Here is a 20279-nt window from a genome sequence, read left to right as displayed (position 1 = left end):
CGGTGCTCGTCGGTGCTCGTCAGTGCTCGGAGTCGCGGCGCCGCTCCCAGCGCTGGGCCTGGCGGTCCATGAAGGATGAGGTCGTGCGCGGCGCCTTCTGCTGCCGGCAGCCCTGCGGGGCTCCGACCCGCGTGAGCATGAGTGTCACGCCCCACACCGCCAGGGCGAAGCCGGCCAGGCCCAGGCCGATGGACACCGGGCCATGCCCTACCGCGACGCCGACGACGACGACGGTCAACCCGATGAGGACGAGGGCGACGCCGGCACCGATGTGGCGTGGGGAGGGACGGCCCACGGTCTCGACGCGGTCCATGGTCTGCGCCAGGGACGGGTCCTCGCTGTGAAGCTGCTGCTCGAGGTCGCGCAGCACCTGCTGCTCCCGCTCCGTCAGTGCCATGGTGCACCTCCCCTTCCTAGGACGCACCCGGGGCCGGCCGCGCTGCGTCGTCGGCCGTCGCCTCCCCCGGGGCACCTGTCCAGGATAGGCGGTCAGCGTGACCTGTGGGAAACCGGATCGTGTCCGGATCCGGACGGGCGCGCGCCGGACAGCAGGCTTGCCGGCGCCACCGCCGAGCGACCCCACCGGGAGCGCACCGCGTCCGCCGCCCGCTCCGGCGCCCCACGGCGCGGATCGTCGTCCAGGCCGAGCTGGACGCCGTCCTCGGCGCGGGACAGCCCCTCGACCCGCACCCCCAGGAGCCGGTAGCCGCCGGGAGGCGGGGGCAGTGCCTCGAAAAGCGGTTCAATGACGCCGAAGAGGTCCCGGGCCAGGTCCGTCGGCGCACTCAGCGTCCGCGAGCGCGTCACGGTCGTGAAGTCGGCCCCGCGGGCCTTGAGAACAACGACGCGCGCTCGCAGGCCGCCGGCGCGCAGGCGCGCCGCACACTGGTGGCACTGGTCGAGCAGGACCCGGCGGGCGTGGGCGCGATCGGTGATCGTGTCGAAGAAGGTCGACTCGGTGCCCACGGACTTCTCCTCGCGCCCGGGACTGACCGGCCGGGGGTCGACGCCGTGGGCGAGTCTGCTCAGGTGCCTCCCGGCCGCGGGTCCCAGGATCTTCTCGAGACGGCGCACGTCTGTGGCGGCGAGGGTGCGCACGTCGGTGATGCCCCATCTGGCGAGCACCTGGGCGCTCTTGTCCCCCACCCCCCACAGGGCCCCCACCGGCAGGACGTCGAGGAAGTCCTGGGTGGCCTCCAGGGGCACGAGCAGCATGCCGTCAGGCTTGGCGTGAGAGGAGGCGATCTTGGCCACGAACTTCGTGGCGGCGATGCCCACCGATGCGGGCACGCCGACCCGCGAGCGGATCTCCGAGCGGATCCACCGGCCGATCTGCACCGGTGGGCCCATGCGCCGCCGGGAGCCCGACACATCGAGGAAGGCCTCGTCCACGCTGACCTTCTCGACCAGGGGGGTGACCTCGTCGAGCACCTCCATGACGCGGCGGGAGACTGCCGAGTAGAGGCGGTGGCGTACCGGCAGGACGACGGCCTGGGGGCAGCGCCGGTGGGCCTCGGCCATCGACATCGCCGAGGAGACCCCGTAGGCCCGGGCCTCGTAGGAGCATGCCGAGACGACGCCGCGGCCGGAGGTGCCGCCGACGATGACGGGCCTGCCGACCAGCTCGGGGTGGTCGAGCAGCTCGACGGAGGCGAAGAAGGCGTCCATGTCGACATGGAGGATGGGTGTGGCGGAGTCGTCCTCCCCCCAGGATCGGCGGGCCGCCTGCGCCCGCGGTGCCCGGCTCATCGGGTGTCCCTCCCCTCTGCGGCCTGCGGCCACGATAGCGCGTGGCCGCGACACCTCTCGCACCGGTCTCGCACCGACCTCGCACCGGCATGGTGGCGCACTATCCTGCCGGGGTGGCACGCAGGCAGGACCGCTCCGGACCGTCGGGCTCCCGGCGCGCGCGGACCGGGAGCCTGTCGGGCCTTCCGGTCGGACCGGTGCCGACGAGCCTGGCGACGGCCGAGCTCCAGGCCCACGACTCGGGGGTTCTGCTGCTTCTGGACGGCACGGAGTCCTCGTGGATCGACCTGCGCGACCCGGCGCACCTCGACTTCGAGTACCACCAGCAGATGGACGCCGCCCTCAGCGCGCTGCACGGTCCGGGTGGCGCGGTGCGCGCCGTGCACCTGGGCGGGGCGGCCTGCGCGCTGGCGCGAGCCTGGGACGCCAGCCGCCCGGGATCGACCCAGCTGGCCGTCGAGCTCGACGCCGTCCTGGCCCAGCGGGTGCGCCAGTGGTTCGAGCTGCCGCGCGCCCCGCGCCTGCGGATCCGCGTGGGTGATGCCGCGGCCGAGGTCCCCCGGCTGCGGGCCGGGGAGTGGGACGTCGTCGTGCGCGACGTCTTCGCCGCGGGCGCTGTGCCCGGGGCCTGCCTCAGCCGCGACTTCGCCGCCGGGTGCCTGCGCGCCCTGGCGCCGGGCGGCCTGTACCTGGCCAACACGAGCTCGACGCCCCGCCGGACGGCGGGGGCCGACCTGGAGGCCGCGCGCGGGGTCTTCGGGGGCGTCATGGTCCTGGCCGACCCAGCGGTGGCCCGCGGGAAGCGACGCGGCAACCTCGTCATAGTGGCGCGCAGCGCCCCTTTCGACGAGTCCGCGGCGCGCGCCGTCGACCTGGCGGTGCGGCGCCTGCCCCTGCCGGTGCGCGCCTGGGCCGCGGACGACCCGGCCCTGCCCCGCCCCTGAGCCGACCCCGCGGCCCTCGGGGACGGCCGCGGGCGACCCGCCGCGCCCGCGTCCCGGGGGTCTCAGCCCCGCGGACCGGGGCCCAGGCGTCCGGGGTCCGGGTCGGACTCGTTGGCCTCGAGGAAGGCCTCGAGCCGGGCACCGATCTCATCGGCACTGGGCAGGTCGGCCCCCGGACCGGGCTGCGCCGCCGCGGCCCCCGCCTGCGGCGCCATGGCGTCGTACTGGGCCTCCAGGGCGGAGACCACGGCGGTGACTTCGGGCTGCCTGGCCGCCTCGGCGTCGATCTCGGCCCGGTTGACGGCCGCGGCCGCCTCGAGGTCGCCGACGGGCAGCGCCAGGCCGGTGCCCTCGGTCACCGCACGCAGGAGCGCCGAGGCCCCTTGGGGGAAGTTGTCCCGCGCCACATAGTGCGGGATGGCCGCCGAGGCGCCCCGGGAGTCCAGGCCCGCCTGACCCAGGCGCAGCTCGAGGAATGCGCTCATCGAGGCCGGAAACTCGACACGCCCGAAGACCTCGGGCTGGGAGGGCAGGAGCTCGGGCTGGGAGCCGTGGAGGTGGACATAGGTGGGCCGGGTGTGTGGGATGGCCATCGGGATGCCGCCCACGCCGATCGCCTGGGTCACCCCCATCGACAGCGCGAGGTGGGTGACGGCCTCGGCGAACTCCTGCCACCGGTAGTCGGGCTCGGCCCCGTGCAGGACGAGCAGGTCCTCGCCGTCGTCGTCCTGAACCAGGTCCAGGACGAGCTGGGGCATGACCACCTCGCTGAAGGTGTTGGTGTCGAAGCTCATCACCGGCCGCCGGGCACGGTAGTCCACGAGCCGGTCGATGTCGAAGGTCGCCAGCCGGGAGTGGGGCAGGGTCAGGAGCAGCTGCTCGACCGCCAGCGACCCCGCGTGCCCGGCGTCCATCGCCCCATCGAAGTGGTGCAGGAGAACGCGGGGAGATACCGGCTCCTCGGCCGGGTGCTCCATGGTGTACAGCGTTCGCATTGCTCCTCCTTCCGAGCTCGGTGTGCCCCATCCGCGTGACGGGGGCCGGGTGGGGCGGTCCTCAGGGGCCATCGCCCGTGCCCCACACCGGAGCAACGCCGCGTGCCCTGCGCCTGTTCCCGACCGCGGTGAGCCTCGCGTCGCACCGGCCGCCTCCGTCGGGCGGCGCCTTGGCCCGTCGCGTGCCGACCGTGCTTCATAATGGACGGCCTCGCGCCGTGCCCCGGCCGTCCGGCAGTCGCCGGCACGACCAGTGGTACGGTCGCGCCGCCCGTGCGCAGCCGTGGCTGCGCAACGTCCGCGCCCCAGAGAGGTCATGTGAACCTGTCAAGCGACTCCGCACGCGCCGCAGCGGCCGGCTCTGCCGGCAGCACCCGGGACACCGGCCGTCAGCGGGAGCTGGCCGCCGAGCAGGAGGTCGTCGACCTGGCCTACAGCGAGCTCGACCGCCAGCTCGAGGCCGCCCGACGGTCCCTGGCCGCCACCGAGGCCCGTGGCGCCTCGGGCACGCACCAGGCGCGCGGGGAGCGCGACGCCTACGCGGCGCACTACGCCTCGATCATCTCCTCCCTGGAGGGTGTCGAGGAGCGGCTCGTCTTCGGACGGATGGACCTGGCCTCCCCCGCCGTCGCCGAGACGGGCCCCTCCCGGGGCGGGTCGGGCAGCCCGGTGACCGACGGGGGGCTGCGCCACTACGTGGGGCGCACCGGCCTGCAGGACTCCAGGTACCGGGAGGTCGTGCTCGACTGGCGCGCCCCCCTGGCGCGGGCCTTCTACCAAGCCACCGCCTCCGAGTCGATGGGGCTCGTGCGGCGCCGCCACATCGACACCGCCGACCGCACGGTCCGGGGCGTGGAGGACGAGCTCATCGACGTCGGCGCCCTGGACTCCTCCCCCCGTGCCGGCGAGCGCCTCGACGTCGAGGGCCTCCAGGGCGAGGGCGCCCTCATCGCCGCGATGTCCGCCGGGCGCGACGGGAGGATGGGCGACATCGTCGCCACGATCCAGGCCGAGCAGGACCGTGTCGTCACCTCCGACGGCCGGGGCGTGCTCGTCGTCCAGGGCGGCCCGGGCACCGGGAAGACCGCGGTCGCCCTCCACCGGGTGGCCTACCTCTTCTACGCCGAGCGCGAGCGCCTCGAGCGCTCCGGGGTGCTGCTCGTGGGTCCCTCGCGCACCTTCCTGCGCTATGTCGAGCAGGTCCTGCCCTCGCTGGGCGAGACCGGGGTGGTCTCGACCACCCTGGCCGACCTGCTCCCGGGGGTGCGCGCCCGCGGCACCGAGCCGGCGGCCGTCGCCGAGGTCAAGTCGCGCTCCGTGTGGGCCCGGATCCTGCAGCGCGCCGTGCGCGACCTCCAACGCCTGCCGGACTCCCCCCGACCGATCCGTGTCGAGGGCAGGACCCTGAGCCTCGAGCCGGCCGATGTGCGCGAGGCGCAGGCCCGTGCCCGGCGCAGCGGCAAGCCCCACAACCTCGCCCGAGAGACCTTCGTGCTGTGGCTCCTGGAGCGCTTGACCGACCAGTTCGCCGCGGCGACCCGCCAGGACGCCACCGATGCCGACACCCGGGCGTGGATCCGCGAGGACATCCGCACCTCCCGGGACGCCCGGCGGGAGATCAACCTGTGCTGGATGCCCACGACCCCTGAGGGGCTGCTCGAGCGCCTGCTGGCCCGGCCCGCCCTGCTTGCCCGCCTGGCGCCCGAGCTGGACGCCTCGAGCAGAGGGCTCGTGACCCGGCCGGCCGGCTCGGAGCTGACCCCGGCCGACGTGCCGCTCATCGACGAGCTGGCCGAGCTGCTGGGTCCCAGCGCCGACGCCGAGGCCCGCCGCGCCCGCCTGGAGGCCAGACGCCGCGCCGACCTCGTGGCCTACGCCGCCCAGGCCATCGAGTCCCAGGAGCTGGGCGGCGGGATGGTCAGCGCCGAGATGCTCGCCGACCGCATGGAGGACCACGGCCCCTCCCTCACCCTGGCCGAGCGGGCGCGCGCCGACCGGACCTGGACCTACGGCCATATCGTCGTCGATGAGGCCCAGGAGCTCGGGGCGATGGCCTGGCGGGCCCTGGCCCGCCGTTGCCCGGTGCGATCCTTGACCGTCGTGGGCGACCTCGACCAGTACTCCGGGCCGTACCCGCCTCGCTCGTGGGCCCAGGTCCTGTCGGCCCTGGGCACGCACGGTCGGCCGGGGCGCTCCGGGACCGCACCGACCACGCCGCTGCGCGAAGAGGTACTCACCGTGTGCTACCGCACCCCGGCCACGGTCATGGAGGCGGCCGAGTCCCTCCTGACCGCACTGGGCCAGCCCCCCGTCTATCCGGTGCGCTCGGTGCGCGACCTGCCCGACTGCCTGGAGATCGAGGACCTGTCGTCGACCGAGGCGGCCACCGACGACGAGGTGTGGGCCGACAGGCTGCTGGCGGCGGTCCTCGCCGAGAGCCGGCGCCTGGACGAGGCGCTGGGAGCCGGAGGCGGGCGCCTGGCCGTCATCACCGACCAGGCCGACGCGGGGCCGGTCGCCGCCCTCCTGGGGCAGGACCCCGGGCTGGCGCACGCGATGGAGGCCCCCGGCGGGGACGTCCTGCGCAGCCGGGTGGCGGTCATGGGCCCCCGGCTGGCCAAGGGCCTGGAGTTCGACACCGTCGTGCTCGTCGACCCCGCCCGTGTCGGCCGGGTCAGCCCGGGCGACCTCTACGTGGCCATGACCCGCCCCACCCGCCGGCTGCGCGTGGTCTCCCGCCTGCCCCTGCCCCCGGGGCTGTGACCGTCCGGGGCCGGCCGCCCAGCACGCCCCGGCCGACGGGCCGAACCGCGTCATCTCGCGAGGCTACGGCACCGTAGGTTACGGTTGCGCCACCCCTGTGCCCCAGGCCCCGGGGCGTGGGTACAGCCGTGGAAGGAAACAGATGTGAGCAGCCACGACGAGGTCGGTCCCTCGTCCGTCGACGCCGAGCAGGACCGGCGACCCCACTACGCCCCGGGGGTCCCGGGGACCATCGCCCCGGTCACCGAGCCGCTGTCGCAGATGCTCGACGCCGCGGTGCGGCGGTACCCCGAGCGGGTCGCCCTGGACTTCATGGGCCGGACGACGACCTACCGCCGCCTGGGCGAACAGGTCGCCCGGGCCGCCGAGGCCCTGCGTCGTCTCGGCGTGCGCCGCGGCGACGTCGTCGGCGTCATCCTGCCCAACTGCCCCCAGCATGTGGTCGTGGCCTACGCGGCGTGGCGCATCGGGGCCGTCCTGGCCGAGCACAACCCGCTGGCGCCTGCCGCCCAGCTGCGTGAACAGCTCCAGATGCACCGCGGCCACGTCGTCATCGCCTGGGAGAAGACCCTGGCTCGGGTGGTCCAGGCCACCGGTTCCCTGAGCGCCGCCGGCCTGGGGGGCAAGGCGGTGCACGCCGTCGACCTGTCACGTGGCCTGCCGTGGGCCAGCCGGGCCGCCCTGCGCCTGCCCGTGGCGGCCGCCCGCTCCCGGCGCCGCGAATTGCGTGCACCCGTGCCCGAGGGCGTGGCCTCCTGGGACGGGCTCGTGGAGGCCTCGGCTCCGCTGGCCTCGGGGCACCCGCTGCCGGAGGTCGAGGAGGTCGCCGTCCTGCTCTACACCGGCGGCACGACCGGAACACCCAAGGCGGTCAGGCTCACCCACGCCAACGCCCGCTCCAACGCCGAGATGTCCCTGGCCTGGGCCTCCCAGACCTGCCAGGAGGGCGAGGAGACCTTCTACGCCGTCCTGCCCTTCTTCCACGCCTTCGGGCTGAGCCTGTCGCTGCTGTGCGCGGTCGGGCTGGGGGCCACCCAGGTGGTGCTGCCCAAGTTCGGTGCCGACATGGTCCTGGCCGTCTGGAAGCGCCGCCCGGCGACCTTCTTCCCCGGAGTTCCCGTCATGTTCGACCGGATCGTCACCCGGGCCAAGGCCACCGGCGCCGACCTGTCGAGCTGCAAGATCGCCGTGTGCGGGGCGGCGGCCAACCCGCCTGCCGTGGCCCAGGCGTGGGAGGCGGCCACCGGCGGCGTCATCATTGAGGGTTACGGCATGACCGAGGCCTCCCCCATCATCCTGGGCAACCCCATCTCCCCCGAGCGGCGCCCCGGGGCCCTGGGCATCCCCTACCCCTCCACCGAGGTGCGGCTGGTCGACCCCGAGGACCCGTCCGCCGCGGTGGCCCCCGGCCAGGTCGGCGAGCTGGTCGCGCGCGGCCCGCAGGTCTTCGCCGGCTACTGGGAGAACCCCGAGGAGACCGAGGCAGTCATGCTGCCCGGCGGGTGGCTGCGCACCGGTGACCTCGTGCGCCAGGAGGCCGACGGCTTCTACGTCATCGCCGACCGTCGCAAGGAGCTGATCGACTCCGGGGGGTTCAACGTCTACCCCACCGAGGTCGAGGCGGCGGTGCGCTCCATGCCCCAGGTCGAGGACGTCGCGGTGGTCGGGCTGCCCGCGGACTCCGGCCATGAGTCGGTCGTCGCCGCCATCGTGCCCAAGGAGGGGCAGAACGTGACCCTCGAGCAGGTGCGTGAGTGGGCGGGGGCGACCCTGTCGAACTACGCCCTACCCCGCCAGATCGCCATCCTGTCCGAGCTGCCGCGCTCCCAGATCGGCAAGGTGCTGCGCCGGGTCGTCCGCGAGGAGCTCCTGGCGGCCCGGGAGGCCGCCTCCGGTGCGGCCAGCGCCGCCGCGAACGCCGCCGCATCGGCCTCCCACAGCGCGGCCACCGCCCTGGTCAGCCGCCTGGGCGAGGCGGGCGAGGCGCGCTCGACCGGCGGCACACCAGCCGTGGATGCCGAGCGGCCTGGTCGGGCCGAGCCCCTCCCCGGCGAGGACGACCGGTGAGCGGGCCGGCGGAGGCCGCGACCTCGGCCCCGGACTGCGCCGCCTTCCACCGCCCCCACTACCTGCCGGGCGTGCCCGCCCTCATCGAGGTCCCGCAGGGGCACCTGGGCGAGCTGCTCGAGACGGCCGCCTCCTTCTACGGCGACCGCGTCGCCCTGGACTTCATGGGGGCCGAGCTGACCTACGGCGAGCTGCTGGCGGCCTCGCAGCGCGCCGCCCAGATGCTGCGCGAGGCCGGGGTCGCCCGGGGAGACCGGGTGGCGCTCATCATGCCCAACTGCCCCCAGCACGTCGCAGCCGTCTACGGCGCGCTGCGCCTGGGTGCGGTGGTCGCCGAGCACAACCCGCTGGCCCCCGCCGAGGAGCTGCGCGACCAGCTCGACCACCACGGCGCGCGGGTCGTCATCGCCTGGGAGAAGGGTGTGGAGAAACTCCTGGGCCCCGGTGGCCATGGGCCGGGGCTCCTGGGCGGGCGCACCGTCTTCGCCGTCGACCTGTCCGCAGCGATGCCGGCACGCCTGCGCGCGGCCCTGCGCCTGCCGGTAGCACGGGCGCGCTCGACCCGCGCCACCTTCAAGGCGAGCTCGCTGCCGGCGGGCGTGCGCTCGTGGGACCGGGAGGTCGCCGCCGCCTCCCGCCTGCCCTCGTCCTGGCCCGCCCCGGAGGGCCAGGACCTGGCCGTCCTGCTCCACACGGGAGGCACGACCGGCACCCCGAAGGCGGCGATGCTCACCCACGCCAACCTGCGCGCCAACGCCAACCAGGCGATCGCCTGGGTGCCGATGCTCCACGAGGGCGGCGAGACCTTCCTGGCGCTGCTGCCCTTCTTCCACGCCTTCGGGCTGACCTTCAACCTCTTCTGCGCCGTGCAGAAGGCGGCCACCCAGGTCATGCTGCCGAGCTTCGACGTCTCGGCGGTCCTGGCCGCCCACCGCCGACGACCGGTCACCTTCTTCGTGGGGGTGCCGGTCATGTTCGAGCGGATCCTGCACGCGGCCCAGGAGGGCGGCGTCGACCTGGGCACCCTGCGCTACGGGGTGTGCGGGGCCGCGCCCATGCCCCGGGACGTGGGGTCCGCCTGGGAGGAGGCCACCGGAGGCTTCTTCGTCGAGGGATACGGGATGACCGAGACAAGCCCCATCGTCGCGGGCACCCCCATGGGCGCCAGCCGGCGGCTGGGCGCCCTGGGCCTGCCCTTCCCGTCCACCGATGTGCGCGTCGTCGACCCCGACGACCCCGACCCCGAGCGCGAGGTTCCCGACGGCCTGCCCGGTGAGCTGCTGGTGCGCGGCCCGCAGGTCTTCGCCGGCTACTGGCGCGACGAGCAAGCCACCGCGGCGGCGATGCTGCCGGGCGGGTGGCTGCGCACCGGTGACATGGTGCGCCGGGAGGACTCCTTCCTGTGGATGGCCGACCGCAAGCGCGAGCTCATCCTGACCGGAGGCTTCAACGTCTACCCCACCCAGGTCGAGGCGGCTCTGCGCACGGTCCCGGGCGTGGCCGACGTCGCGGTCGTAGGGCTGCCCGACGGGGCCTCGGGGGAGACGGTGTGCGCCGCCGTCGTCCTGGAGCCGGGTGCGCAGGTCACCCTCGAGCAGGTGCGCGCCCACGCCGAGGGGGCGCTCCCCCGCTACGCGCTGCCGCGACGCCTCGAGATCATCGAGGAACTGCCCCGCTCGGTCATCGGCAAGGTGCTGCGCCGCGAGGTCAGGGAACAGGTTCTGGCGGCCGACGCCGGTACGTGACCGGTGCCGCCCATCGCACAGGTCGGCGCCATGTGGCAGCGGCGGCCTGCGCAGGGCTGCGGTCCGCCCAGGCCGGCCGCCGCCTCGGTGGGCCTCACAGGAGGCCGCAGGCCTCCAGGGTGGCCCTGAGGGCGGCGACCTGGTCGGCGCCGGCGCGCACAAGCGGCAGGCGCAGCTCGGCGCAGGGGATGCGCCCCTGGAGGAGCAGCGCCTCCTTGGCCATGACCGCCCCCTGCCCGCCGCCCATGATGGCGCGCACGAGGGGGCGCATCCGCTGGGCCACCGCCCGCGCCCCCGCCAGATCGCCGGCGTCGACCTCGGTGATCATCTCGCGCCAGGAGTGGGCGTCGGCGTGACCGACGACCGACACGACCCCCGAGGCGCCGTGCGCCAGCCAGGCGAAGTTGAGGCCGTCGTCGCCCGAGTAATACTCCAGGCCGGTGGCCTCCATGCGCTGGAACCCCTGCTCGACGTCCCCGGTGGCGTCCTTGACCGCCAGGACACGGTCGTGCTCGGCCAGGCGCGCCAGGGTGTCATCCTCGATACGCACCCCGGTGCGCCCGGGAATGTCGTAGACCATGACGGGCAGGTCGGTGGCCTCGACCACGCTCATGATGTGGCGGTAGACGCCTTCCTGGCTGGGGCGGTTGTAGTACGGGGCGTTGATGAGCAGCCCCTGGGCGCCGGCCGCCTGGGAGCCCACACCGATGCGCACCGCGTGGGCGGTGTCATTGGAGCCCGCACCGGCCACGAGCATGGCGCGCCCGGCCAGGGCATCGCCGACCTCCCGGATCAGCGTCTGCTTCTCGGGCAGGTGGGTGGTGGGCGCCTCCCCGGTGGTTCCCGACAGCAGAATCATGTCGGCGCCGTCCTCGACAAGGGTGACGGCCAACTTCTGGGCGGCCACGACATCGACCTCCCCCTCGGGGGTGAAGGGCGTGACCATGGCCACGCCGACGGAGCCGAAGGACCGGGAGGGCAGTGCGCTCATGGGGGCAGCCTAACGAGATCTGGTGCGCTCATGCGGAGCTCTGGAGGGGCAAGGTTAGGCTCGCTCCATGTCCCACTCCACGTCCCACAGCGACGACACGGTCCCCGCCTCCGCCGATCCGGTGTCGCCAGCGGCCGGAAGCAGTCCGGCGGACCCTGGCCGGCCCGGCGGCTTCGTGCGCGAGGCCCGGCCCGAGGACCTCGAGGCGATGGGGCGCCTCCACGCAGCCGCCATACTCGCCTCGCTCGAGGCGGCGCATCAGACCGAGCACGGCGGGCAGGTACTGCCCGAGGGGGTGCGGGCCATGGTCAGTGCACCGGTCATCACCGCCGGCTGGGAGCAGGCGGTTCTCGAGCCCCCGTCCCCGGAGCACCACGTGCTTGTCGCCACCCAGGACGACGAGGAGGGCCGCCGGGTGGTCGGCCTGGTCGGGCTGGCCCCGGCCCACGGCACGCCGCCCGATGGTGCCGAGGGGCCGGGCCAGCGCGGTGTCGAGCTGACGGCCCTCGCCGTCGACCCCGCCCACCAGCGCCAGGGCCACGGCTCGCGGCTGCTGGCCGCGGCCGCCGACCACGCCCGGGTAGTCGGAGCCGAGGTCCTGCTCGCCTGGGCACCGCGGGGCGACGCCTCCCTCGCCGGGTTTCTCGGCGGCGCCGGGCTCACCCTGACCGGATCACACCGTGAGCTCCCGGTCGGCCGAGGGGTGGTCGAGGAGTGCTGGGCAGCCCTCATGTAAGCAGGACCAGTCCGGGCTCACGAGCCGAGGAGCGGGTCGAAGCCGATGGTGAGCCGCGGCCGGGCCCCTCCCCTCACCGATCTCGAGGTGTCATATGTCCCGATCTCGCGGTTCGAGGAGCACCGCCACGACGCGAGCCGGCACACGGACCGTCGCGGACGACCGATCGAAGCCGGCCAGCCCAGCCTGCGTTCCCCACCCCTGGGAACCACTCATCGAGGGCTGCACCGGACCGCGTCCCCGGTTCCGGCGGGCCCTCACAGGTCCATGACGGCGTCCAGGCCGATCGTGAGTCCGGGCCGGGCCCCGACCTCGCGCACTGCCAGGACGACCCCGGGCATGAAGCTCGCCCGGTCGAAGCAGTCAGTGCGGATGGTCAGCTGCTCCCCCGGATTGCCCAGCACGATCTCCTCGTGGGCGGTCAGCCCGCGCAGGCGCACGGCGTGGACGTGGACACCGTTGACGACCGCTCCCCGGGACCCGTCGGGGTCGGTTTGGGTGGCGTCGGGTACGGGGCCCAGGCCGGCCTCGGCACGGGCGTCCCCGATGCGCCAGGCCGTGGCCAGCGCCGTGCCCGAGGGGGCGTCGACCTTGCCCGGGTGGTGGAGCTCGATGACCTCCGCCGACTCGAAGTACGGGGCCGCCTTAGCGGCCATCGCCATGGCCAGCACCGCCGACAGGGAGAAGTTGGGGGCGATGAGGACGCTGCGTCCGGAGGCCTCCGGACGCGCCAGGTGCTCGCGCACACGGGCATAGGACTCCTCGTCCCAGCCGGTGGTGCCGACAACGACATCAACACCGGCATCGATGAGGGCGTGCACATTGGCCTCGGTGACGGACGGGACGGTGAAGTCGACGGCGACATCGGCCCCATTCAGGGTCTCGGCGCCGATGGTGTCACCGACGTCGAGGCGGGCGACGAGCTCCAGGCCCTCGGCCTCCTCAACGGCGCGGCAGACGGTCGATCCCATGCGCCCGGCGGCGCCTGTCACTGCAACACGGATGGTCATGGCGCTAGCCTATCGGGGTGGGGCCTGTCAGGTTTTCTGTGTCAGTGGGGCGGTTAGGGTTAGGGCTCGGTTACCGCCCGCTGACCGCATGGATCGACCACGCCCCCGGTGGGGCGGGTGAGTGCGCGGTGATCATGCTGCGCCCGGGCAACGTCTGACCGGATGGGGCTGTTGCAGACGGCGACCCTGCGCCATGGCCTGGTCCACGCCGAGGCCGAACGGGAGTGGCTGCGCCAGACACGCCAGCTGCTCGGACTCGCCGAGCCGACCGAGAACTCTCAGGAGTGACCGTAACCAGGAAGAGCCCTACCAGTACGTACCCGGCCGAGCACTGCCCACGATGTGAGAACCGAATGATGGATGCCGCGACTCCGCCTCTGGCTGTCGATGCCCGGCACCTGGCCGAGCGGTACAGGAGCAGGACGGCGGTCGACGGCATCGACCTGCAGGTCCGCGCGGAGGAGACCTTCGGTCCGCTGGGCACGAACGGCGCTCGCCGTCCTGCAGCTGCTCGTCGCGTCGGGCCGTCCTTATGGTCATTTCGTATGGGGCGGCACACACCGCGTTTTGCCGCGTGGTCTCCGCGTTGGCAGTGCGGTGTCGGTGCTGGTGTACGCGGGGTTGGCGGCCCTGCTGCTCAGCCGTGCGGGTGTTCTCCCGGCCGGAGACAGTGCAGCGGTGATCGTCTTGACCTGGGTGGCGTCCTTGTCATCGGCCTGGCTGATAGAGTTCTTCTTGTATTTGGCGACCCAGTCCCCCACCGTCTGGGGCACCAAGTCATACGACGCCGCCACCGACGCGACCGTCCGATTGTTCAGCGTATTCCCCCGCCCAGGGTCGCTGCCACACACAGTTCGCGTGTGCCTGGATGGCACGAGCCTAGCCGACTGTGTGGAAACTCATAAGAGACGCCGGCAACTTCTCGGGCGCGTCCTGGTCCCACCTGCGACGAAACGAGCACACCTCAGGTCGGTCCTACACTCCCTGCGTGTCATATGTCCCGATCTCGAGGTGCCATATGTCCCGATCTCGGTGGGGTTGAGGCTGGTCAGGCGGGGCCCACGAGTGCGCGGGCGCGTTCGTGGGAGGCCAGCCAGGCGGCGAGCTCGCGCACCTGCTCCCCCGTCACCGCATCGAGCAGCCGCAGGTTCTCATCCATCGAGCGCAGGCGACCGGTCACCACCTCGGCCCGGCCCAGACGGCCCATGCGGGCCAGGGAGTCCTCCCCACCCAGGCCCATCGCCCCGCGGATCTGCCCGCGGGCGCGGGCTATCTCGCGGTCCGTCACACCGTCGGCGGCCAGGCGCTCGAACTCCCCGGACATGACCGCGCAGACCTCCTCGACGTCCTCGGGGGCGCAACCGGCATACATGCCGAAGGCCCCGGCACCGGCGTAGGAGGTGTCGAAGGCGAAGGTGGAGTAGGCCAGGCCCCGCTTCTCGCGGACCTCCTGGAACAGGCGCGAGGACATGCCCCCGCCCAGGATCGTCGTCAGCACGCTCATCGTCCAGCGCCGCTCGTCACGCGCAGCGATGCCCTGGCAGGTGAGGTAGACATGCGCCTGCTCGGTCGGCCTGACGACGGTCACGTCGTGGACCTCCAAGGGGGCAAAGGGCTCGGTCTCGAAGCGGCGCGGGCGCTGCATGGCGCCGGCCGCGGCGTCCCAGCCGGCCGCGGCGAGGTCGGCGGCGACGCGCTCGCAGACCTCGTCGTGGTCGACGGCGCCGGCCACCGCCACGACGAGGGAGTCGGAGGCGTAGGTGCGCCGGTAGTGCTCCCACACGGCGTCACGGGGCACCGCCGTCACCGTCTCGTAGGTGCCCCCGATCGGCCGGCCCAAGGGGGTGTCCTCACCGAAGGCGGCACGGGCGAAGGCCTCCTGGGCGAGGTCGACCGGGTCGTCTGCGGCGTCGGCGAGCTCGGAGACGATCACGCCGCGCTCGGTCTCGACGTCGGCGGGGTCGAGCAGGGAGGAGGTGACCATGTCGGTGATGACGTCGAGCGCCGTCGTCACGTCCTGGCCCTGGACACGGGCGTAGTAGGAGGTGTGCTCCTTGGCGGTGGCCGCGTTAGACTCCCCGCCGATGAGGTCGAAGGCCTCGGCGATGGCCCGGGCATCGCGGGTGGCGGTGCCCTTGAACAGGAGGTGCTCGAGGAAGTGGGTCGAGCCCTCCTGACCGGCGGCCTCATCCCGTGAGCCGATACCGAACCAGGCGCCCAGCGCCGCCGAGCGCAGCCCGGGGACAGACTCGGTGATGACACGCACCCCGCCGGGCAGGATCGACCGGCGCAGGACCGCACCGTCATCGACCAGGTCGAGCTCGGTTCCGGGATCGCCCGCGGCCCCGCGCTCGAGGCCGACCTCGGTGAAGTTTGTGGCGGCGTGGTCGCCGCGGGTGGAGGGGTTGGTCACCGGCCGAGCCTAACCGCCCCGGTGGCACCGGCCCCCGCGGGAGGACCCGTCCTCGCCGACGGCGTAGCGCCGCGGCACACGGGCCGCATGCGCCGGGTCGCCCGCGCCGCGGCCGGACCGGCGTCCGGGCGGCGGGTCTGGCCGAAGGGGCGGGCCGGTCGGGAGACGGCCGGGGGCCGGGTAGAGGCATGCACCCCCACCCGGCCCCCGCGCACCGATCGGGCTCAGTCCTCGTCGGCGGACTCCACCGTGCGGGTGCGGCGACGGCGCGGACGGCGCTCACGGCGCTCGGTGTCCTCGCCCTCGGCGCGGTCCCGGCGCGGGCGACGTTCGCGCCGCTCGCCCTCACCCTCGGCGCGCTCACGGCCCTCGGCCTCCGCGGCCAGCTGCCCGTCGGACAGGACCGCGTGCAGGCTCAGCTTGCCGCGCGGGTCGATCTCGGCGAGCTCGACCTGGACCCGGTCGCCCACGGTCAGGACGTCATCGACGTTCTCCACGCGCTTGCCGCCCACGAGGCGGCGGATCTGCGAGATGTGGAGCAGGCCGTCCTTGCCCGGGGACAGGGAGACGAAGGCGCCGAAGGTTGTGGTCTTGACCACGGTGCCCACGAAGCGCTCGCCGATCTCGGGCATCTGCGGGTTGGCGATGGCGTTGACCGCGTCGCGGGCGGCCTCCGCCGAAGGACCGTCGGAGGCACCGATGTAGATGGTGCCGTCGTCCTCCACGGTCAGGTCGGCGCCGGTGTCCTCCTGGATCTGGTTGATCATCTTCCCCTTGGGGCCGATGACCTCGCCGATCTTGTCCACCGGGATGCGCACGGTCAGCACGCGCGGGGCGGTGGGCGCCATCTCGTCCGGGCCGTCGATGGCCTGGGCGAGCACGTCGAGGATGAACAGGCGGGCGTCACGGGCCTGACCCAGGGCGCCGGCCAGGACCTCGGAGGGCAGGCCGTCGAGCTTGGTGTCGAGCTGGAGGGCGGTGATGAACTCCCGGGTGCCGGCCACCTTGAAGTCCATGTCGCCGAAGGCGTCCTCGCTGCCCAGGATGTCGGTGAGGGTGGCCCACTTCGTCTCGCCGTCGATGACCTCGTGCATGAGGCCCATGGCGATGCCCGCCACGGGTGCGCGCAGCGGGACACCCGCGTTGAGCAGCGACAGGGTCGAGGCACACACCGAACCCATCGAGGTCGAGCCGTTGGAGCCCAGGGCCTCGGAGACCTGGCGGATGGCGTAGGGGAACTCCTCGCGACCCGGCAGCACCGGCACGAGGGCCCGTTCGGCCAGGGCGCCGTGGCCGATCTCTCGGCGCTTGGGGGCGCCCACGCGGCCGGTCTCGCCGGTGGAGAAGGGCGGGAAGACGTACTGGTGCATGTACCGCTTGTGGGTGACCGGGGACAGGTCGTCGACCTGCTGCTCCATGCGGAGCATGTTGAGGGTCGTCACGCCCAGGATCTGGGTCTCCCCACGCTCGAAGATGGCCGAGCCGTGGACGCGGGGCAGGACCTCGACCTCGGCGGCCAGGGTGCGGATGTCCTTGAGGCCCCGCCCGTCCATGCGCACGCCCTCGGTCAGGGTGCGGTGGCGCACAAGGTTTTTGGTGACGGTGCGGAAGGCCGCCTTGAGCGCCTTGGCGTCCTCCTCCTCCGGGTAGGCCTCGGCGAGGTCGACCAGAACCGCCTCGCGCACGGCCTCGATGGCCTCGTCCCGGGCGTGCTTGCCCTCGGTGGCGATGGCGGCGGCGAGGTCGCGGGCAGCCGCCGCCTTCTCGACGGCGTCGTACTGCTCGTCGGTGTAGTCGAAGTACAGCGGGAACTCCGCGGTGGGCTTCGAGGCGCGCTCGGCGACCTCGAGCTGGGCCTGGAACAGCGCCTTGATGTGCGGCTTGGCCGCCTCGAGCCCCTCGGCCACGACGGTCTCAGTGGGGGCCACGGCGCCGGCGGTGATGAGGTCCCAGGCGTTCTCCGTGGCACCGGCCTCGACCATCATGATCGCCACGTCACCGGACTCCAGGACCCGGCCGGCCACGACCATCTGGAAGGTCGCGCGCTCCATCTCGGAGTAGCGGGGGAAGGCCACCCAGTGGCCGTCGATGAGGGCGATGCGCGTGCCCGCGACCGGCCCGGAGAAGGGCAGGCCTGCGATCTGGGTCGACATGGAGGCGGCGTTGATCGCCAGGACGTCGTAGGCCTCGTCGGGGTGGATGGCCAGGACGGTCTCGACGACCTGGACCTCGTTGCGCAGGCCCTTGACGAAGGAGGGGCGCAGGGGACGGTCGATGAGACGGCAGGCCAGGATCGCGGCGGTACCGGCGCGGCCCTCGCGGCGGAAGAAGGAGCCGGGGATACGTCCGGCGGCGTACTGGCGCTCCTCGACGTCGACCGTCAGGGGGAAGAAGTCGAACTGGTCCTTGGGGTGCTTGCCCACGGTGGTGGCCGAGAGGATGGCCGTCTCGCCGTCAAGGTAGGCCATGGCGGAGCCGGCGGCCTGCTTGGCCAGGCGCCCGGTCTCGAAGCGGACCACCCGGGTGCCGAAGGTTCCGTTGTCGATCACTGCCTCGGCGGCGGTGACCTCGGGGTCATCAATGAACATCGTCGATGTGTCTCTTTCTCAGTGCGATCAGCGGCCGCGCCGTGGCCTTCGATCGAGGCCCACGGAGCTCGCGCCGCGGGCGCGATTCCGGAGGCCACCACCGAAAACCGACGGGATCGGCCGCCGTGCGCGTGGTGTCTGCCCCGCGCACGGGCCTGCGCCCGGGGCGCTCCACCGGTGTCCCACCGGCGCGAGCGCGCAGGACGCAGCCCTACCGATCTTAGCGCGCACAAGCGGATCCGGCAGATACCGGTTCGCCGCGGCGGCGTGAGATCGGCCGCCTCCGGCCCGTCGGCACTGAGCCCCTCGCGGGTCTGCGGCCCGAGGCGCGATCCGGGCACGGGGCACCGGGGGCGAGGACGCCCCGCGGGTCGCGGCCGTGCGCCCGTGGACGGCCTGCGGGTGACCGACCGTCCACCAACGAGCCGCGGCCCCGTCCCCCACGCGGGGGACGGGGCCGCGGCAACGGCTCGGCGGCGCTCAGCGGCGGATGCCCAGGCGCGCGATGATCGAGCGGTAACGCTCGATGTCCTCCTTGATGAGGTAGTCCAGGAGGCGGCGGCGCTTGCCGATGAGCAGGTAGAGGCCACGGCGCGAGTGGTGGTCGTGGGTGTGGGTCTTGAAGTGCTCGGTGAGGTTGGCGATGCGCTCGGACAGAACGGCGATCTGCACCTCGGGGGAGCCGGTGTCGCCCTCGTGGGTGGCGTACTCGGCGATGAGCTGCTGCTTGCGCTCGGGGGAAATCGACACGGTGACTCCTGACGGTTGTTGTTGCGCGGAGCTCCGGGGCGGGTTCTCCCGGGCATGACTCATCCGCGGCCGGCTTGGACGGCCCGCCCACACTACCAGCGCCCTCCGCCCGGCCCACAGGCAGCGGGAGGTGGCATCGCGCACAGCGCCGAGCCGCGTCACGGGACCCCCGGGCCCACCAGGCCCAACGGGGCCATCGGGGCCAACAGGTCCACCAGAGGCGGACCGGGGGCGCTCATGGCGCGACGCCCCCGGGACCGGCCGCCTCGGGCGCGGGCACGCCCAGGACGCCCGCGGTGTCGACGACGTCCTCGCGCATCTGGGCGAGCAGCGGGTCCAGACCGTCGAAGGCGAGCATGGGCCGCAGGTACTCGACGAGCTCGATGACGACCACCTCGCCGTAGAGGTCGAGGTCGGTCCTGCCCAGGACGTGTGCCTCGACGGTGCGCGTGGGCACGTCGTCGAAGGTCGGGTTGGTGCCGATCGAGATGGCCGCGGGCAGCCGCTCCTCGGGGTCCTGACCCCCGGCTCCCGGGGAGCGCACGAGCCATCCGGCGTAGACGCCGTCGGGGGGCACGACCCCGGCGCTGGCGGCCTCGAGATTCGCCGTGGGGAAACCCAGCTCGCGACCCCGGCGCATGCCATGGACCACCGTGCCGCGCAGCCGGTGGGCATGGCCGAGGACCTCGGCCGCCCCACGCATGTCCCCGGCCTCGAGCAGCTCACGCACCCAGGTCGAGGACCACCGCCGGCCTCCGGGGGCGTGGACGTCCGAGATGATCTCGACCTCCACGCCGTCGGCCGCACAGATCTCACGCAGGCACTGGGCATCACCGCTGTTGCCGCGCCCGAAGCGCACGTCCTCGCCCACGACCACCGCCCTGGCGCCCAGCAGCCCCTCGAGCCAGGTGCGCACGAAGCGCTGGGGGCTCTGGTCGGCGAACTTCAGGGTGTAGTGGATGACGAGAACCGCGTCCAGACCCGTGGTCGCCAGGGAGGTCAGGCGGTCGGCCAGTGAGGCGACCATCGGCAGGTGCGCCTCGGGCCGGTGGACGAGGACCGGGTGGGGGTCGAAGGTGACGGCCACCGCCAGGGGGCGGGAACCGTCGGGACGCGTCATGTCCCGGGCGCGCTCGACCACCCGGGTGAGGATCGCCTGGTGACCGCGGTGCACGCCGTCGAAGATGCCGATCGTCACGACGCTGCCCGGCCCTCCGGGCGCGCTGACTGCCGCCGGCACCCCATCGGCGCCGTACCAGACCTCCATCACCAATCGTCCTGTTCTTGTTCCGCCTGGCGGGCCTCGGGCCCCCCGTCCTGACGAGACACACCCTGCCACGACCTGGCCGAGGAGCGCGACTCGCCGGCCCGACCGCCGCTGCGAACCCGAGGTCCGAGCGCCCCGTGCCCATGGCCGGGCCCGGCGCGCCAGAGCCACGGCACCTCGCCCCGGGCCGGATCAGCGCAGGCCGGCGCCCGTCGGCGGGACTCGCTGCCGGTGAGTGCCCGTCAGTGCCTGTCAGTGCCC

General features: G+C 73.5%; 15 protein-coding genes. 6 read left to right on the top strand and 9 right to left on the bottom strand.

The window, feature by feature from the left end; genetic code table 11:
- Positions 1 to 19: 19 nt before the first annotated feature.
- Entirely contained in the window at positions 20 to 397 is a 378-nt protein-coding gene (locus Q4C85_RS10995; protein ID WP_303142066.1) for a DUF3040 domain-containing protein, read from the bottom strand.
- 92 nt (positions 398 to 489) lie between these two features.
- Positions 490 to 1749, bottom strand: coding sequence for a DNA polymerase IV (gene dinB / locus Q4C85_RS10990; RefSeq protein WP_303142065.1), 1260 nt, complete (start codon positions 1747 to 1749; stop codon positions 490 to 492).
- Positions 1750 to 1946: 197 nt separating this feature from the next.
- Here dinB and Q4C85_RS10985 point away from each other — a divergent pair, with 197 nt between their 5' ends.
- Entirely contained in the window at positions 1947 to 2693 is a 747-nt protein-coding gene (locus Q4C85_RS10985; protein WP_303142070.1) for a spermidine synthase, read from the top strand.
- 62 nt (positions 2694 to 2755) lie between these two features.
- On the opposite strand, the gene Q4C85_RS10980 is transcribed toward Q4C85_RS10985, so the two are convergent.
- Positions 2756 to 3688 (bottom strand): PAC2 family protein, encoded by a 933-nt coding sequence (locus Q4C85_RS10980; protein ID WP_303142063.1) that lies wholly within the window; start codon positions 3686 to 3688, stop codon positions 2756 to 2758.
- A 399-nt stretch (positions 3689 to 4087) separates the two neighbouring features.
- Between Q4C85_RS10980 and Q4C85_RS10975 the strand changes: the two genes are divergently transcribed.
- The 3 genes from Q4C85_RS10975 (at position 4088) to Q4C85_RS10965 (ending at position 10263) form a co-directional block, all read left to right on the top strand.
- Positions 4088 to 6451, top strand: coding sequence for an AAA family ATPase (locus Q4C85_RS10975; RefSeq protein WP_303142069.1), 2364 nt, complete (start codon positions 4088 to 4090; stop codon positions 6449 to 6451).
- A 144-nt stretch (positions 6452 to 6595) separates the two neighbouring features.
- The gene (locus Q4C85_RS10970) at positions 6596 to 8518 is read left to right on the top strand and encodes an AMP-binding protein (RefSeq protein WP_303142062.1); all 1923 of its coding nucleotides are present in this window, start codon (positions 6596 to 6598) and stop codon (positions 8516 to 8518) included.
- Positions 8515 to 10263, top strand: coding sequence for an AMP-binding protein (locus Q4C85_RS10965; RefSeq protein WP_303142060.1), 1749 nt, complete (start codon positions 8515 to 8517; stop codon positions 10261 to 10263). The genes Q4C85_RS10970 and Q4C85_RS10965 overlap by 4 nt, the downstream gene beginning before the upstream one ends.
- Before the next feature lie 94 nt (positions 10264 to 10357).
- On the opposite strand, the gene dapA is transcribed toward Q4C85_RS10965, so the two are convergent.
- Positions 10358 to 11254: a 4-hydroxy-tetrahydrodipicolinate synthase gene (gene dapA, locus Q4C85_RS10960; protein ID WP_303142058.1), complete on the bottom strand. Its 897-nt coding sequence runs from the start codon at positions 11252 to 11254 to the stop codon at positions 10358 to 10360.
- A gap of 67 nt (positions 11255 to 11321) precedes the next feature.
- Here dapA and Q4C85_RS10955 point away from each other — a divergent pair, with 67 nt between their 5' ends.
- The gene (locus tag Q4C85_RS10955) at positions 11322 to 11990 is read left to right on the top strand and encodes a GNAT family N-acetyltransferase (protein ID WP_303142057.1); all 669 of its coding nucleotides are present in this window, start codon (positions 11322 to 11324) and stop codon (positions 11988 to 11990) included.
- Positions 11991 to 12247: 257 nt separating this feature from the next.
- Here Q4C85_RS10955 and dapB read toward each other — a convergent pair whose 3' ends face one another.
- Entirely contained in the window at positions 12248 to 13000 is a 753-nt protein-coding gene (dapB, locus tag Q4C85_RS10950; protein ID WP_303142055.1) for a 4-hydroxy-tetrahydrodipicolinate reductase, read from the bottom strand.
- Between the two features lie 162 nt (positions 13001 to 13162).
- Here dapB and Q4C85_RS10945 point away from each other — a divergent pair, with 162 nt between their 5' ends.
- The gene (locus Q4C85_RS10945; protein ID WP_303142053.1) at positions 13163 to 13288 is read left to right on the top strand and encodes a hypothetical protein; all 126 of its coding nucleotides are present in this window, start codon (positions 13163 to 13165) and stop codon (positions 13286 to 13288) included.
- A 760-nt stretch (positions 13289 to 14048) separates the two neighbouring features.
- On the opposite strand, the gene Q4C85_RS10940 is transcribed toward Q4C85_RS10945, so the two are convergent.
- The 4 genes from Q4C85_RS10940 to Q4C85_RS10925 form a co-directional block, all read right to left on the bottom strand.
- On the bottom strand, positions 14049 to 15413 hold the full coding sequence (locus Q4C85_RS10940) for a pitrilysin family protein (RefSeq protein ID WP_303142051.1): 1365 nt from the start codon (positions 15411 to 15413) through the stop codon (positions 14049 to 14051).
- Positions 15414 to 15637: 224 nt separating this feature from the next.
- Positions 15638 to 18001, bottom strand: a complete 2364-nt coding sequence (locus Q4C85_RS10935) for a polyribonucleotide nucleotidyltransferase (RefSeq protein WP_303142048.1) — start codon at positions 17999 to 18001, stop codon at positions 15638 to 15640.
- Between the two features lie 480 nt (positions 18002 to 18481).
- Positions 18482 to 18751 carry a 30S ribosomal protein S15 gene (gene rpsO / locus Q4C85_RS10930; protein ID WP_303142046.1) on the bottom strand — a complete coding sequence of 90 codons (270 nt, stop codon included), beginning with the start codon at positions 18749 to 18751 and terminating at the stop codon, positions 18482 to 18484.
- Positions 18752 to 18986: 235 nt separating this feature from the next.
- Positions 18987 to 20018: a bifunctional riboflavin kinase/FAD synthetase gene (locus Q4C85_RS10925; RefSeq protein WP_303142068.1), complete on the bottom strand. Its 1032-nt coding sequence runs from the start codon at positions 20016 to 20018 to the stop codon at positions 18987 to 18989.
- Positions 20019 to 20279 lie beyond the last annotated feature (261 nt).

The sequence above is a fragment of the Actinomyces sp. genome (assembly GCF_030524025.1).
GTDB lineage: Bacteria > Actinomycetota > Actinomycetes > Actinomycetales > Actinomycetaceae > Actinomyces.
This window is presented reverse-complemented; position numbering and strand designations above follow the sequence as displayed.